The organism is Pseudomonas deceptionensis (genome assembly GCF_900106095.1).
GTDB classification, from domain to species: domain Bacteria; phylum Pseudomonadota; class Gammaproteobacteria; order Pseudomonadales; family Pseudomonadaceae; genus Aquipseudomonas; species Aquipseudomonas deceptionensis.
Map to the genome: position 1 here is coordinate 2,479,801 of NZ_FNUD01000002.1, position 14,830 is coordinate 2,494,630.

General features: G+C 59.2%; 14 protein-coding genes. 4 read left to right on the forward strand and 10 right to left on the reverse strand.

The window, feature by feature from the left end; genetic code table 11:
- Window positions 1-334: 334 nt before the first annotated feature.
- Window positions 335-1,054, forward strand: coding sequence for a UTRA domain-containing protein (locus tag BLW11_RS11420; RefSeq protein WP_048358619.1), 720 nt, complete (start codon window positions 335-337; stop codon window positions 1,052-1,054).
- A 122-nt stretch (window positions 1,055-1,176) separates the two neighbouring features.
- Here BLW11_RS11420 and BLW11_RS11425 read toward each other — a convergent pair whose 3' ends face one another.
- From BLW11_RS11425 to minC, 7 genes are all read right to left on the reverse strand, one after another.
- Window positions 1,177-3,336, reverse strand: a complete 2,160-nt coding sequence (locus BLW11_RS11425) for a mechanosensitive ion channel domain-containing protein (protein WP_048358618.1) — start codon at window positions 3,334-3,336, stop codon at window positions 1,177-1,179.
- 118 nt (window positions 3,337-3,454) lie between these two features.
- Window positions 3,455-3,637: a hypothetical protein gene (locus BLW11_RS11430; RefSeq protein ID WP_048358617.1), complete on the reverse strand. Its 183-nt coding sequence runs from the start codon at window positions 3,635-3,637 to the stop codon at window positions 3,455-3,457.
- Between the two features lie 213 nt (window positions 3,638-3,850).
- Window positions 3,851-5,140, reverse strand: coding sequence for a M18 family aminopeptidase (locus tag BLW11_RS11435; RefSeq protein ID WP_048358616.1), 1,290 nt, complete (start codon window positions 5,138-5,140; stop codon window positions 3,851-3,853).
- 196 nt (window positions 5,141-5,336) lie between these two features.
- Entirely contained in the window at window positions 5,337-5,972 is a 636-nt protein-coding gene (locus tag BLW11_RS11440) for an RluA family pseudouridine synthase (RefSeq protein WP_003446879.1), read from the reverse strand.
- Between the two features lie 90 nt (window positions 5,973-6,062).
- Window positions 6,063-6,317: a cell division topological specificity factor MinE gene (gene minE, locus BLW11_RS11445; RefSeq protein ID WP_019828577.1), complete on the reverse strand. Its 255-nt coding sequence runs from the start codon at window positions 6,315-6,317 to the stop codon at window positions 6,063-6,065.
- A 3-nt stretch (window positions 6,318-6,320) separates the two neighbouring features.
- Complete coding sequence (gene minD / locus BLW11_RS11450) at window positions 6,321-7,133, reverse strand: septum site-determining protein MinD (RefSeq protein WP_048358615.1); 813 nt, start codon at window positions 7,131-7,133, stop codon at window positions 6,321-6,323.
- Window positions 7,134-7,321: 188 nt separating this feature from the next.
- Window positions 7,322-8,059, reverse strand: a complete 738-nt coding sequence (gene minC, locus BLW11_RS11455) for a septum site-determining protein MinC (protein ID WP_048358614.1) — start codon at window positions 8,057-8,059, stop codon at window positions 7,322-7,324.
- 119 nt (window positions 8,060-8,178) lie between these two features.
- Here minC and BLW11_RS11460 point away from each other — a divergent pair, with 119 nt between their 5' ends.
- Both BLW11_RS11460 and BLW11_RS11465 read left to right on the forward strand, forming a co-directional pair.
- Entirely contained in the window at window positions 8,179-9,111 is a 933-nt protein-coding gene (locus BLW11_RS11460; protein WP_048358613.1) for a lipid A biosynthesis lauroyl acyltransferase, read from the forward strand.
- A 27-nt stretch (window positions 9,112-9,138) separates the two neighbouring features.
- On the forward strand, window positions 9,139-10,284 hold the full coding sequence (locus tag BLW11_RS11465) for a patatin-like phospholipase family protein (protein WP_048358612.1): 1,146 nt from the start codon (window positions 9,139-9,141) through the stop codon (window positions 10,282-10,284).
- Window positions 10,285-10,417: 133 nt separating this feature from the next.
- On the opposite strand, the gene BLW11_RS11470 is transcribed toward BLW11_RS11465, so the two are convergent.
- Window positions 10,418-11,206 carry an MlaA family lipoprotein gene (locus BLW11_RS11470; protein WP_048358611.1) on the reverse strand — a complete coding sequence of 263 codons (789 nt, stop codon included), beginning with the start codon at window positions 11,204-11,206 and terminating at the stop codon, window positions 10,418-10,420.
- Entirely contained in the window at window positions 11,199-12,497 is a 1,299-nt protein-coding gene (locus tag BLW11_RS11475) for a serine/threonine protein kinase (protein ID WP_048358610.1), read from the reverse strand. Before BLW11_RS11475 ends, BLW11_RS11470 begins: the two co-directional genes overlap by 8 nt.
- 230 nt (window positions 12,498-12,727) lie before the next feature.
- Between BLW11_RS11475 and BLW11_RS11480 the strand changes: the two genes are divergently transcribed.
- Window positions 12,728-13,090 carry a hypothetical protein gene (locus BLW11_RS11480; protein ID WP_048358609.1) on the forward strand — a complete coding sequence of 121 codons (363 nt, stop codon included), beginning with the start codon at window positions 12,728-12,730 and terminating at the stop codon, window positions 13,088-13,090.
- Between the two features lie 66 nt (window positions 13,091-13,156).
- On the opposite strand, the gene BLW11_RS11485 is transcribed toward BLW11_RS11480, so the two are convergent.
- On the reverse strand, window positions 13,157-14,707 hold the full coding sequence (locus BLW11_RS11485) for a glycoside hydrolase family 17 protein (RefSeq protein WP_048358608.1): 1,551 nt from the start codon (window positions 14,705-14,707) through the stop codon (window positions 13,157-13,159).
- Window positions 14,708-14,830: the final 123 nt, after the last annotated feature.

The following is a 14,830-nucleotide window of genomic DNA, read 5'->3' on the forward strand; positions in this document are numbered from 1 at the left end:
GGGCGTTTTCAACGCTGGGTTTTATTGCTTTTTTGCGGTGGGTTGGTCTAGGTCAGCAATACCTGAGCCAATTTAAGCCCGGCAGATGACACTTTAATGTCGGCATTACTTATGCAGGGGATATCGCGGGCCAGCGTGAGGATTTCAGATAAGCGTAGACCATCGCGCAGGCCCCGCACCGTAAGGCCTTTGGCTGTTTTTGAGCGGCATGCGGCGCGGTTGCTGTCATCGAACAGTCATATGTTCTGCCTAGGCTGGCAGGCTCTAGGGATGACTGTTTTTCGGTCATGCCTGCCCATATTTGGTGCTGGACTAGTCCAGTCAGGTAACGTTGATGCGAGAAGGTGCACCCAAGGCGGTGACGGCAATCAGTCGCACGCTACAAGAGCAAATTGAGCACGGCCTGTTGGCGTGCGGCAGTCAGTTGCCGGCTGAGCGCAAACTCAGCGAGTTGTTTGCCACGACCCGCGTCACGGTGCGCGAGGCACTGCTGCAACTGGAAGCCCAGGGGCTGGTGTATCGCGAGGAGCGCCGGGGCTGGTTTATTTCGCCGCCGCGACTGGCTTACAACCTGATGCAGCGCAGTCACTTCCATGCCATGGTCACGGCCCAGGGGCGCGTCCCCACCACTGAAGTGATTTCGGCGCGCCTGCTGCCAGCCACGGCGGCGGTGTGCGAGCGGTTGCAGTTGCCGGCGCTGTCCAGTGTGATCCAGATCTGCCGTGGCCGGCGCATTGACGGGCGGCTTGTGCTCTACGTCGAGCACTACCTGAACCCGCAATACTTTCCGCGGATTCTGGAGCTTGATCTCACGCAGTCGATTACCGAGCTGTATGCCCGGCATTACGATTTGCATTACGGTCGCGTGCGTTTTGAGATCGTGCCCACAGCGCTCCCGATCGAAGCAGCGGCCACGCTCAAGCTATCTACGGGGAGCCCGGGTTTGAGAATTGCCCGGGTCAATTACGACCAGCACGAACGGCTGATCGACTGCGATCTGGAATATTGGCGACATGATGCGATTCATGTCGGGGTGGATGTGCAGGAGCGTTGAACAAACCTGCTTTTGTGGGAGCGAGCCTGCTCGCGATGCATGCAGCGCGGTCTGTCAGGAGAGTCGGGCTGATATCATCGCGAGCAGGCTCGCTCCCACAAGGCGTGAGCGAACATCAAAGATCAGTCCTTTTGCAACATACCACTGCCCGCCGTCACGACTTGCACACTCAGGCGCGGTGTGGCCAGGTCCAGTCCGGCTTCATCCAGATGACGCTTGAGTGACAGGTTGAACGCCCGCGAGACTTCCCATTGCTTGATCGGCGCAGTCTTGAAGCGGGCTCGCAGGATTGCGCTGCCGGATTCAAAACTTTCCACCCCCTGAATCTCCAGCGGCGACCAGATATTGCGCCGTTGCAGCGGGTCGGTGCGCATTTTTTGCCCGACTTCGCGCATCAGTTTGATCGCGTCGTCGATTTCCATGTTGTAGGGGATCGCGACGCGGAAGATGGCGTAGCCGAACTCGCGGGAGTAGTTCTTGATGCTCTTGATTTCGCTGAACGGGATGGTGTGCACGATGCCGTCGATGTCCCGCAGGCGCACGGTGCGAATCGTCAAGCCTTCTACCGTTCCCAGGTGGCCGCCTACATCGACGTAGTCGTCGATGGCCAGGGAGTCTTCAATGATGATGAACAGACCCGTAATCAGGTCGGCTACCAGGGACTGCGCACCAAAGCCAATGGCCAGACCGATCACACCGGCACCGGCCAGCAGGGGGGTCACGTTCATGCCCATGTTTGCCAGGGCAACGATCAGCGCAATGATGAAAATCGCCACAAACAGGATGTTGCGGATCAGCGGCATCATGGTCTGGGCGCGGGCATTGGCCAGGCCTTTGCGCGAGCGGGTCAACGCGTGGTGCACGGCGGTGTCGGACAGTATCCAGATCAGCCAGGCAAACAGCAGGGTACCGGCAAGGCTGAACAGCTTGACGCTGATCTCATGGCCATCGCCTTCGGTGAAGCTGATCAGCGACAGGCCCCAGACCCGCAGCCCCAGCTCGATGAACACCAGCCACACCACCAGGTGCGCCAGGGTGTAGAGAAAGCTTTTCAGGCGCTCGGAATACAGTGCGTGACGTTTGTGCCCGCGTTGCGGTTTTTGCGCATGACGGCGTACCAGCCCGTTGATCACCATGCACAACACCACCAGCACGGTACAGATCAGCGACTGGCGCAACGCGGTGCTGGTGTCACCGGCCGAGATGAAAGTAGCCACCAGCGAAATGCCCACCAGAATCAGGGCCGCCACATACCAGTAGGTACCGAGGATCTCGATGCTGTCGCTCAAAGCGCGGCGGGTCAGGCGCCGGGACAATGGCTGGTTGCGGATCAGGTGGGCGATGGGGCGGCGGAACCGGATGATAAACAGCCCGGTGGACAGCGCAGCCATCACATTGGCAAAGGTGGCAGCCGTATGGGCCAGATGTACGCCGAGGGTGGCGACCAGTCGCGGGTCACTCAGCGCTTCGCCAAAGGCCGCGAAGCTGCCGATCCACCACAGCGGTCTAAACGCCTGGTGCCGCAGGATATGCAGGGCGCGGTGGCGATGGGGGCCATCGAGCAAGGAGAACAGAATCACGCAAATTGCCGAGAAACAGGTACCGATCACCAGCGCATAGGCCAGCACCATCGCCAGGTCTTTACCCAGCGACGACGGCAAGGCGTAGCTCATGTACACCGTAATCATCAATGCGACCATCCACGGCCCCAGCTTGCGCAGGGCAAAGCGCAGCATGTCGACGGCCTTGGGGTGCTGGGGCAATTCTTCGCTCAGGCCGAAGCGCACGCGAACACGGTGGCTGACCCAGATCAGCAGTGCGGCCAGCAGGCTCCAGATCATGATGATCAGTGCAAAGCCAAAAATAATCGGCAGCCACTCTCTTGCCGGGAGCATCAAGGCTCCCATTTCGTCTTTGGCCTGGGATATTTCCTTGGACCAGCGAGAGGTTGGGCTGTCAGCCCCGGAGAACTGCTTTTCGAGGTCGGACAGGGTGCTGCCGATCAGGCCCAAGACGCCGATTTCGGCTTCAGGCTGGGCTTTCTTTGTGGCGTCGCGCAGCTTTTTAAGGTCGGCCAGTAACTTGCTGCGCTGCTGATCGTTTTCGAGGTTCTTGATCACCTCGTCCAGCGATTGGCCGAGCGGCTCTGTCGGTTGCGCCTGGGTTTTATCCGAACTGCCGAGCAGGCCGGGCAAACCAACGGCCTGGGCCGAAGTCACGGGCAACAGCGTCAGCAGGCAAACCAGCAGAAAATAGGGCAAGGCGAAAAGACGAAGAAACACTGGGCGATCAACCTCGAGGGGTGCGAATTGGCCGAGTGTACGCTAGGGCCCGCGATCATTCATTTCTTGTCACACATAAATGACTGGTCGCGGATTCAGGGGCAAAAAACCAGAGCGCCTATTCGTTCAGTTTGGCGAGGATCTTGAAAATGATGGTGCCGAAAATCAGCAGCATGCCGCACCAGATCATCAGCACGCCAACGCCGCTACTGCGTTCGCGAAAGTTGAAGCCAATGGTCAGCAGCAACATGCCGCAAACAATCGGAATCATCATGGAGTGGAACGCAGCCGTTTCGAACATGGTGATGGACCTGAGCAAATGAATACTTCAAGTCTAGGTCGGTTTGCGAAGATGTGTGCTGATGTGTATCAAAAATGAATCAGTCAGAGCAGATGGCTTGTACGCGACAGTGGGAGTGAGCCTGCTCGCGATGCAGGCGACGGGGGCTGGCAGCAGTCAAACTGCGGTGCTCCAGTCGCGAGCAGGCTCGCTCCCACAGGAGGGGGGTTGTGTCTACGGCAACTGGTTGCTGGCGTAGAACGCACTCAGTACTTTGACCAGGTGCGCCAGGTCATGGCTGCCTGCCAGTTCGCGAATCGAGTGCATGGCGAATGTCGGCAGGCCGATATCCACGGTGCGCACACCCAAGTGGCTGGCGGTGATCGGGCCAATTGTCGAGCCACAGCCCATGTCGCTTCGCACCACAAAGCTTTGCACTGGCACTTCTACGGCCATGCACAGGTGGCGGAAAAACCCGGCCGTTTCGCTGTTGGTGGCGTAGCGCTGGTTGCTGTTGACCTTGATCACCGGCCCCGCATTGAGCTTGGGGCCGTGGTTGGCATCGTGCTTCTCGGCGTAGTTGGGGTGAACGCCGTGGGCGTTGTCTGCCGACACCAGCAGCGATTTCTGGATTGTGCGTACGTACTCGTCACCTTCCGGCAGCAAGCGTTGCAGGATCTGCTCCAGCATCGGGCCGTCAGCGCCGCAGGCTGAACAGGAACCCACTTCTTCATGGTCGTTGGCCACAAACAGGCAGGTTTCTTCGGTCTCGGTATTGAGCAGGGCTTGCAGGCCGGCGTAGCACGACAGCAGGTTGTCCAGGCGCGCACCGGCGATGAAGTCACCGTTAAGGCCGATGACGGCGGCACTCTGGGTGTCGTAGAAGCTCAGCTCGTAATCGAGCACCACGTCGGCATTGAGGCCGTGTTCGCGTGCCAGCTGGTCGGCGAGCAGGGCGCGGAAGTCCACGCGCTCGTCACCGGCCACCTGGGCCAGGATCGGCGGCAGCTCGGTTTGCGGGTTGATCGCCCAGCCTTCGTTCGCCGTGCGATTGAGGTGGATCGCCAGGTTGGGGATGGTCGCGATCGGCGCCTTGAAATCGATCAGCTGGCTTTCGACCTGGCCGTCGCGGCGGAAGGTGACGCGTCCGGCCAGGGAGAGGTCGCGGTCGAACCAGGGCGCCAGCAAGGCACCGCCGTAGACTTCAACGCCCAGTTGCCAGAAGCCCTGACGTTGCAGTTCCGGCTGTGGCTTGACGCGCAGGCACGGGCTGTCTGTGTGGGCGCCGACCATGCGGATGCCGCCTTGCAGCGCGGAGTGGCGACCCAGCTTGAAGGCCACAATGGAGGAGTCATTACGGGTGACGTAATAGCGGCCATTGGCTTCGGTGAACCAGGTTTCGCGCTCGTCGAGGCGCTGATAACCGGCAGCCTCCAGGCGCTGAACAAGACTGGCAGTGGCATGAAAGGGGGTAGGGGAGGCCTTGAGAAAGTCGATCAGGCCTTGGTTCAACTCTTCGCGCATAAGTTACTCCAGACAGCAAGGCCGCGAGTTTAGCGCATTGATCGCAGGATTTGTTACTGGGGCTGGAGTCGTCGAAATCACCTGTAGCCGCGGGTGCAGGCTGCGATCGAGCGCGAAGCGGTCGCGCTTTTGAATTCGCAGCAAGATCCTTCGGATCTTGTCGCAGCCTGCGGCAGCGGCTACAGGTGATGGCTCATCAGAACGGTGCCGGGCACTCAAAGCGCAAGCGCTCACCGGTTTGCGGATGGGTGAAGCTCAGCATGCTCGCGTGCAGACACAAGCGCGGCCAGGCGGCCAGGGCCTGGGGGTGTGCGTAAAGGCCGTCGCCCAGCAGCGGATGACCGATAGACAGCATGTGTACGCGCAACTGGTGCGAGCGACCGGTAATGGGCGTTAACTCGACGCGGCAGTAATCGCCACAACGTTCCAGCACCTTCCAGAAGGTCAGGGCGTTTTTGCCGAATTCGTGGTCGACCACATGCCGGGGTTTGGTCGGCGGGTCGTAACGCAGGGGCAAGTCGATGCTGCCACTGTCCAGCTCGGGTTGACCCCAAGCCAGTGCGGTGTAGGCTTTTTCGGTTTCGCGATCATGGAACTGACGCGACAGTTCGCGATGGGTATCCGCATCCCGTGCCAACAGAATGATCCCGGAGGTTTCCCAATCCAGCCGATGGACAATGCGCGCCTCGGGGTAGCCGTTTTCTTGCAGACGGGTAATCAGGCAGTCCTTGTTGTCTTCGGCCCGGCCCGGCACCGAAAGCAGCAGCGTCGGCTTGTTGACCACCAGAACGCCAGCGTCCTGATGGATGATGTGGATGTTGGACAACGGCATTAAAACAGCCTCTTAACAAACACCAACGGCGACGAGGGAACCTTCCCCGCAGGGAAGGCGCCCAAGTCGCCGCGGTGTCAGCCGGATCGATTAACGATCAGGCAGCGTGATGTTGAGTTCCAGAATCGAGCAGCTACCCTCGTTTTCCAGGGCGATCTGTACTTGATCATCGCCGATGTTCACGTACTTGCGAATCACCTCGACCAGCTCTTTTTGCAGGGCAGGCAGGTAGTCCGGGGTGCTGCGTTGGCCGCGTTCGTGCGCCACGATAATTTGTAGACGCTCTTTCGCGACCGACGCGGTGGATGGCGTTTTGCGGGTACGAAAGAAGTCAAAAATGTTCATTGTTTAGTTGCCTCCAAACAGGCGCTCGAAGAATCCCTTCTTCTGTACATCAAGGAACCGATGCTCCACGGTTTTGCCCAAGAGGCGATCAACCGCATCGCTGTAGGCCTGACCGGCGTCGCTCTGATCATCAAGGATCACGGGCACGCCCTGGTTGGATGCTTTCAAGACGGCCTGGGACTCAGGAATCACGCCCAGCAAGGCTACAGCCAGGATTTCCTTGACGTCTTCAACGCCGAGCATTTCGCCCTTGGAAACGCGGTCCGGGTTGTAGCGGGTCAGCAGCAGGTGCTCCTTGATAGGGTCTTCACCCTTCTCGGCGCGACGCGATTTGCTGGCCAGAAGGCCCAGCATACGGTCGGAGTCACGTACCGAAGACACTTCCGGGTTAGTCACGACGATCGCTTCATCGGCGAAGTACATGGCAAGGTGAGCACCGGTTTCGATACCGGCCGGAGAGTCGCAGACCACAAATTCGAAGGTCTCTTTAAGTTCCATCAGAACTTTTTCGACGCCTTCCTTGGTCAGGGCATCCTTGTCACGGGTCTGGCTGGCGGCCAGCACGTACAGGTTTTCCAGACGCTTGTCTTTGATCAGGGCCTGTTGCAGGTTGGCTTCGCCGTTTACCACGTTAACGAAGTCATACACCACACGTCGCTCGCAACCCATGATCAGGTCGAGATTACGCAGGCCAACGTCGAAGTCGACGATCACTGTCTTGTGGCCGCGCAGAGCGAGGCCGGTACCGATAGCGGCGCTGGTGGTGGTCTTACCCACACCACCCTTGCCGGATGTAACCACTAGAATCTTGGCCAAGGTGTTTCACCCCTAAGGAAAAAGGACTTTTTAGCCCCTGAATAACATCTCTATAAACGACTGCAGGCAAACAGCCTTGGCGGGTCATCATCCGAGAGCGTAAACGCTGTTTGGGTGTTGATTGCCTACAAGGTGAAATCTGTTTTCTCTACGAAATTGAGATGCTTGGAAAATGGCGAGAGTATCCGTTAAAGACGGGTGATGTTCAACATGTCACTTGACAGACTGATTTGAACGCCTGTGCCCCACAGCGGGTCTCGGCGCAAGTCTTCAGATACCTTGTACTTGCCTGCAATCGACACCAGCTCGGCGCTCAGTTGCTGGCAGAAAATCCGTGCCTTGGTGTTGCCCTTGTGCCCGGCGAGTGCCCGGCCACGCATAGGCCCGTACACATGGATGTTGCCATCGGCCATAAGTTCCGCACCGGGGCTGACTGAAGCAATAACCACCAGATCACAGCCCTCGGCATACACCGTCTGGCCGCCACGTACCGGGCTGGTGATGATTTTGGTCGGCTTGATGGCGGGCTCGGGCGGCTTTTCGGGCTTTTTCGGTGCGACGACTTCGACAGGGTCGATCGGTCGCTCACGAGCGCCTGAAGGCGGCAGCACGGGCAGGTCGATGGCAATGGCGGCGGCGATGTCTTCGATGCGATTGGCGCGCAGGGCCAGGGTGCGCAGGCCATGCTGGCGGCACACGCGCATCAGCCCGGGCAAATCGATAGCCCCTTCGCCGGCGGGCAGCTTGTCTAGCGCCAGTACCAGCGGGGTGTTGCTGAAAAAATTCGGAGCCTGGGCCACTTTGGCCGCCAGCTGACGGTCAAGGGCTTCAAGGTCGTTGTGCGCCAGTTCCAGCACCGTAATGGCGAGCATACTGCCCTTTAGCTGGAACACAGGGGCTTGGTCTAGCGATTCGGTTTGGCTCATGGTTGCTTAACGCGACTTGTCACTTAAAGTGCTGAGACTTATAACGAGAACGCCCGCAAGCCGCAAGCCGGGTCGAACGATGTAGAATGCCCGATCCTTGTGTCTGTCCGGAATCATTAATGGATCGCCCGCATTTTCGTGCTGCTTTTTTTCATCCGCGTTACTGGCTGCTATGGCTTGGGTTAGGCGTGCTGTGGCTGGTGGTTCAACTGCCTTATAAAGTTCAACTGTGTATCGGCCGGGGGTTGGGTGCGCTCATGTACCGGGTGGCCGGTGATCGCCGGCGCATTGCGACGCGCAACCTTGAGCTGTGCTTCCCTGAAAAGTCCGCTGCCGAGCGCAAGCAGTTGCTCAAGGACAACTTCGCCTCGACCGGTATCGCCTTTTTTGAAATGGCCATGAGCTGGTGGTGGTCCAGGCCCCGTCTGGCCAAATTGGCTCATATCGAAGGGCTGGAGCACCTCAAGCAGGCCCAGCTGGAAGGCAAGGGCGTTATCTTGATGGCGTTTCACTTCACCACGCTGGAGATTGGTGCAGCCTTGCTCGGTCAGCAGCACACCATCGATGGCATGTATCGCGAGCACAAAAACCAGCTGTTCGACTTTATCCAGCGTCGGGGGCGTGAGCGGCACAACGTGGACTCGCTGGCGGTTGAACGCGATGACGTGCGCGGCATGCTCAAGTTGCTGCGCTCCGGGCGGGCGATCTGGTATGCACCCGACCAGGACTACGGCGCCAAGCAAAGCATCTTCGTACCGTTGTTCGGTATTGAGGCGGCCACGGTTACCGCCACCAGCAAATTTGCCAGACTGGGCAAAGCGCAGGTTGTGCCCTTTACTCAACAACGACTGGCCGACGGCAGTGGTTACAAGTTGGTCATTCATCCTCCCCTGAGGGATTTCCCCGGAGAAAGCGATGAGGCCGATTGCCTGCGAATCAATCAATGGGTCGAGCGGGCCGTGCGCGAATGCCCCGAGCAATATTTGTGGGCCCACCGCCGCTTCAAGACCCGCCCGCCGGGCGAGCCCAAGCTGTACGACAAGCGTCGCTGATACGGGGCGCGGCAAGGGCGGTTGGCAGTGAGCCCAGCCGAACCTGTCACAGGCCTGATCCTTTCTGGCGGTGGCGCGCGAGCGGCCTATCAGGTCGGCGTGCTGGCCGCGATTGCCGAGTTGCTGCCAGCTGGCGCGCCAAACCCGTTCCCGGTCATCGTCGGTACTTCGGCGGGGGCGATCAACGCGGTCAGCCTGGCCAGCGGTGCGATGGATTTCACCCGTGCGGTCGAGCACCTGACCGCATTCTGGCAGGGCTTTGAAAGCCATCGTGTATTGCGCAGTGACTGGCCGGGGGTGCTGCATCAAGCGAGTCGCTTTGTAGGCCACAGCCTGCTCGGGCTGGGCTCCCAGGTGCCGGTGGCGCTGCTCGACAGTTCGCCCTTGCGCTATTTGCTTCACGACAAAATCAATTTTGCGGGTATCGAGCAGGCGATTGCAGAGCGACACCTGCGTGCGGTTGCGGTCACGGCATTTGGCTACTCGTCCAGCCAGGCGGTGACCTTTTATCAAGGCCGGGGCACGATCCATGGCTGGTTGCGCCATCGGCGCATCGGTTTGCCCGCCGCATTGACGGTGGAACACTTGTTGGCCAGCTCGGCCATTCCGCTGCTGTTTGCCCCGGTCAAGATTGGCGAAGAGTACTTCGGCGATGGCGCTGTGCGTCAATCGGCGCCCATCAGTCCTGCGCTGCACCTGGGGGCCAATCGGGTGCTGGTAGTGGGGGTGAGCGGTAACCCGCGAGGGCCGGCTTTGCAGGACGATCAGCCGCGTTACTACAACGCCGCGCAACCGACCCTGGCACAAATTGGCGGGCATATGCTCAACAGTACGTTTATCGACAGTCTGGAGAGCGATATCGAGCTGTTGGAGCGCTTGAATCACTTCAGCCGCCTGCTGCCCCGGCAAACGGACAACCTGGGCCTCTCACCCGTGGAAGTACTGGTGATTGCCCCCAGCCAGCCTATCGACGAAATTGCCGCCCGTCATCGGCATGAACTGCCTGCTGCATTGCGCATGTTTTTGCGGGGCCCGGGAGCCACCAAAACCAGTGGCGCAGGGGTGCTGAGTTACTTGCTGTTTGAGTCGGGCTATTGCCGGGAGCTGATCGAGCTTGGGCGTCGTGATGCGATGACCAAGCACGATGCGCTGTGCGAATTTTTGCGTGTGTAGTCCACTCGATATTTGTAGCCGCTGCCGAAGGCTGCGATAAGGGCCGCAGGACCTTCGCCGTCAGTCAAAATGAGGGGCTGCTGCGCAGCCCATCGCAGCCTGCGGCAGCGGCTACAGGTTTTTGTCCGAGTGGTTACTCCGCAATCTGCAGTTTGCGGGCTTCGGTGTAGATGTAGCGCAGCTTGTCGTACTCAAACGGCGAGTCGAACTGGCCATAGCGGAAGCTGGTGTTATAGCGCTTGTCGATCGCACCCAGTACCCAGATTTCCGGATGGCGTGTGCTTTCGTGCGGCACGTTGAGGAAGTTGATTTCCTGGCTGGCGCCATAGTCGACCACCAGGCCGGTGGTGTCGCGCAGGTTGGATGGGCCGAGTATCGGCAGCATCAGGTAAGCGCCGCCCGGTACACCATAAAAGCCCAGGGTTTGCCCGAAGTCTTCGCTCTGACGGGGCAGACCCATCGAGGTGGCCGGGTCCCACAGGCCGCCAACACCCAGTGTCGTGTTCAGCAGCAGGCGCCCGGTGGTCTCCAGCGAGCGGTGGCCCTTGAGCTGCAGCAGGCTGTTGAACAGGTTCGGAACATCGCCCAGGTTGTTAAAGAAGTTACTCACGCCAGTACGCAGAAAGCTCGGTGTGACGTAGCGATAACCGTCTACAACCGGCAGGAATACCCACTGGTCGAAGCGGTAGTTGAAATGGTAGATGCGGCGGTTGAGCGACTCCAGCGGGTCATACACATTAAGCGCGTTCATGGTGGCGCGTTCAAATTCACGCTGATCCAGGCCCGGATTGAACTTCAGCAGTTTCAACGGCTGGGTAAAGCCGTCGATATCTGGCGTGCGCTCTGTGTGAGCCTTGCTGTTATCCGCGTGGGCAAAGCCTGCGCTGAGCAGGGTGGCAATAAGCAATAGTTGTTTAGCCACGGAAAAACTCCAGCATATCGTCAGCGTTGACTCGGTAATTGAGGTTGCCGCAGTGGCCGCCATACGGGTAGACCGTCAGGCGGTTGCCGAAAGTCTTGCGCAGAAATCCAAGGTCGCCAGGGCCAAGGATGATGTCGTCAGCGTTATGCATGACTGCAATCTTGGGGCTGTTTTTCAGGTAGTCCTGCAGTGCGTAAAGGCTGACCTGGTCAATCAGTTGCAACAGGCTGCCGCCGTCGGTTTTAGCGCGCCACATCGGGATCACTTGCTCCGTGAGGTAGCAGTCAAAATCACACAGCAGTGAGCGCTTGAGGAACGGTGTGAGGCTGGTGCCTTCGGTGATCGGGTAGTTCGGCGGCGTGATAAGGCCGCGGCGGTTGATCAGGTCCGAGGTGAACACGATATCGGCCGACGAGAAACGGAAGACGGTGCCGATCAGCATTGCCATCTGCTCGTTGGTCAGGCGCTCCTTGGAGTTTTGCAGGTCATAAACCAGGGCCGCGTTCAGGTCCACCCGGCCTTTGTCCTGGAAGTAGCGGGTCAACTTGCCCAGTACCAGCTCATAGAACGTGGTGGTGTTGTTGATGCCTTTAACCTCTGTCTGCACCATTTTGTCGAGGTTGCTGATGGAGGTGTATAGGTTGACCGGGGGGTTGAGCATCAACACTTTTTTGAAATTGAAGCTTTTACGGGTTTCATCCAGGTGGCTGACGAACGCTGCATCCAGCGCGCCCAGGCTGTAACCCGCCAGGTAGTAGTCGGTCACCGGAACGCTTGCTTGCTGGGCGCGTACGGCCTGCATCACGTGATACAGGTCCTCGGCGTCGTACTGGCTGATGCCCGGTGTGGCCAGGCGCGAGGCCGCACTCATGAAGTCATAACTGGTCGGTGATGACAGCTGCACAACGTGATAACCCTCTTTATAGAAGAGTTTTTTCAGGTACTCGTTGAGGCTGCTGTCGTAGGCCGCGCCGGTGCCGGCAATCAGGAACATCAGCGGCGCAGGATGGTCCTGTGTCGCCATGCGGTAGGTCAGTTTTTTTACGGCCCAAAAGTTGGCGGGCAGCGTGAACTCGCGCTCGGGGCGCAGGCTGAGGGTGTAGTCCGATTGGTTGATGTCTTCTTCGTCGGGCAGATGCGGGCGCATCTCCGGCGGAGTGGTGGCAATCGTGGCTTCAAACGGATTGGTGATCGGGTAGCCATAGGTTGCGGGATCGACATCGACCGCCTGTGCGGACGCACTCAAGATAAGGCCGCCTAACAAGGCAGCGAAGGGCAGAGAACGAAGCATGGAGACTATCCCTAAAAAGGTGCGCAAAAGATTCGCAGGCTATGACCACAGGGCTAGTGCTGAAGTGCCATAAGGCGACACTAAATAAATCCCCAGAGAGTAACGGGCACGCAAAAAGCTACCCCAAGATACACGTTGAATGACTTTAGTTAACAGATATCTGATTGCAAGGCTTGCATAGGCAGGGATGGGGATTAAGCTGGGCGCCGCTTTTGTCTATCGGAGTTTTTATGCGACCTCGTTTGCCGTTGATCTTGCTGCTTATCGCCCTGCCTGTGTGGCTGGTTGCCAGTTATGGGCTGCGTTACGGCTTGATGGAAGACCCGCAGTGGGTAGGGACGTGTGTTGCAGAGGCTGCGCGCTGGGAATGCCAGCTGCGTTCAAACCTGGGGCTGTTGATTCATTTCAGGGTGCTGGGGTGGGTTGCGCTGGTGCTGTCGATTGTCGCGTTCTTTGTACGCGGGCGAGTCGGCCGTGCGTTGGCGGTGCTGGCCTTGCTGTTCGGCTTGCCTGCGCTGGCGCTGTATAACGCCAGCCTGGCCGTGTTTGCGGTGGTGATTGCAGGGCTGCGGTTGGTGCGCAAAGCGAAGTAAGGCAGTGCGCTGATTACCTGCTGCCAAGGATCACTGCGGGAGCGGGCAAGCCCGCCCCCGCAATGGTTATGCGCGCTGGCGCAGGCTGCGCCATAACGCGATCACCATCAGTACGCTCACCAGCGCCCAGCCCCAGGCCTGTTCATTGATCAGGCCTTCGCGGTACAACTGCACCGGTATGCCCGCGCCAATGATCAATGCCAGCAGGCCGAACTCGCGGCGTGGGCCACGTACCGGACGCAGCAGATAAACCAGTGCAGGCAGTATCAGTGCTGCGCTCGGGAAGCTGCGATAGCGTGGTTCAAACACCAGCCCCAGCATCATCACTGCACCGGCAAACCCGGCTGCCGCCAGCCACCAGCCTGCATGGCGTTCCAGCACATTGAACAGGCGTTCGCGCCAGCCCTCTTTTTGGCCAAGCGCCAACGCAGCATGGCTCAATACGATCAGGTTCAGGCCAACCAGCAAGCCCGCCCATACCCACTCGCCCGCAAAGCGGCTGGTGACTGACGCCAGTTCAGCCCATGCCACGACAGAGCATCCCGTCACAGCTCCCAGTGCCGGCAGTAGCAGTGCGGCGCGTGTCGAGCGAACGCGCCCGCCGATGATCAGAGTGCTCAGAAACAGTGCTGCACCCAGGCCCAGCCAGGCTGGCCAGTGCGGCAGGTTGGATACGGGGCCTGCCAGGATGCCTTTTTCCTGGCGATCGGCGTCAAACAAACCCCAGTAACCGCCTACAGCACCTTCACTGCCGCGCTTCCAGGGTTGGTCGAACGCTTCGATCAGGTTGTATTTCCAGCCGTTTTGCTCGGCCAGAGTGACAAAGCCACGAATGAATTTCGCTTCGTTGACCCGGCTTGGCAGTGCGGTTTCACGCTGGCGACCTTCGCTGGGCCAGCCGGTCTCACCGATCAGGATGTCTTTGGGTGCGAATTTGTTGCCGAACACCTGACGGATTTGTGCGACATGGTTCACGGCCTGGTCAATGCCTGCTGGGTCATCTTCCCAGTAAGGCAGCAGGTGAATGGTCAAAAAGTCTACTGCCGGTGCGATTTCCGGGTGTTGCAGCCAGAACTCCCAGACATCGGCATAGGTCACGGGTTGCTTGACCTGGCTTTTAACCTTTGCGATCAACTTGACCAGTTGCGGGGCGGTCACTTCTTTGCGCAGCAAGGCTTCATTGCCTACGATCACTGCGCTGACCACGTCCGGGTTGGCATTGGCCGAGGCGATCAGGGCGTCGACTTCCTGTTCCGTTGCGACAGGGTCGCTGCTGACCCAGGCACCGATCATCAGTTTCAGGCCGTGCTTGCGTGCGAGATCCGGCAGGGCTTCGAGGCCGGCCTGCGAATAGGTCCGGATGCATTGAAAGCGCGTGGCCAGCAGAGCCAGGTCCGCATCCATGCGCTCAACCCGTGGTACGAAAGGCTGGTCGAACGGTGACTGATCCTTGTCGAACGGTGTGTAAGACGCGCATTGCAATTTATGGGTCGGTGTAGCCGCATCGGGCAATATCACCGGCTGGCCAAGGCCGTACCAGAAGCCGGTAATGGCAAAAACGCCCAGTAAACAGGCAAAGAGGTAAGGCAGCACGGGGAATCGGGCAGTCGCGGACATGGTCAGGCCGTATGGGAGCAAAGCCGCGCATCTTACCTGCAATTGAGCGGCCTAAGCGCCTGCGTATGATTTTGACACGTAAAGTTCGGCAGGCCCGCCCGGCAAAGACCTGTGTGAGCGCCA

Excerpts from the sequence above, each read along its gene's own strand:
- BLW11_RS11420 (WP_048358619.1), top strand. The coding sequence starts at position 335 with ATGCGAGAAGGTGCACCCAAGGCGGTGACGGCAATCAGTCGCACGCTA.
- BLW11_RS11430 (WP_048358617.1), bottom strand. The coding sequence starts at position 3,637 with ATGTTCGAAACGGCTGCGTTCCACTCCATGATGATTCCGATTGTTTGC.
- BLW11_RS11435 (WP_048358616.1), bottom strand. The coding sequence starts at position 5,140 with ATGCGCGAAGAGTTGAACCAAGGCCTGATCGACTTTCTCAAGGCCTCC.
- BLW11_RS11440 (WP_003446879.1), bottom strand. The coding sequence starts at position 5,972 with ATGCCGTTGTCCAACATCCACATCATCCATCAGGACGCTGGCGTTCTG.
- minE (WP_019828577.1), bottom strand. The coding sequence starts at position 6,317 with ATGAACATTTTTGACTTCTTTCGTACCCGCAAAACGCCATCCACCGCG.
- minC (WP_048358614.1), bottom strand. The coding sequence starts at position 8,059 with ATGAGCCAAACCGAATCGCTAGACCAAGCCCCTGTGTTCCAGCTAAAG.
- BLW11_RS11460 (WP_048358613.1), top strand. The coding sequence starts at position 8,179 with ATGGATCGCCCGCATTTTCGTGCTGCTTTTTTTCATCCGCGTTACTGG.
- BLW11_RS11475 (WP_048358610.1), bottom strand. The coding sequence starts at position 12,497 with ATGCTTCGTTCTCTGCCCTTCGCTGCCTTGTTAGGCGGCCTTATCTTG.
- BLW11_RS11480 (WP_048358609.1), top strand. The coding sequence starts at position 12,728 with ATGCGACCTCGTTTGCCGTTGATCTTGCTGCTTATCGCCCTGCCTGTG.
- BLW11_RS11485 (WP_048358608.1), bottom strand. The coding sequence starts at position 14,707 with ATGTCCGCGACTGCCCGATTCCCCGTGCTGCCTTACCTCTTTGCCTGT.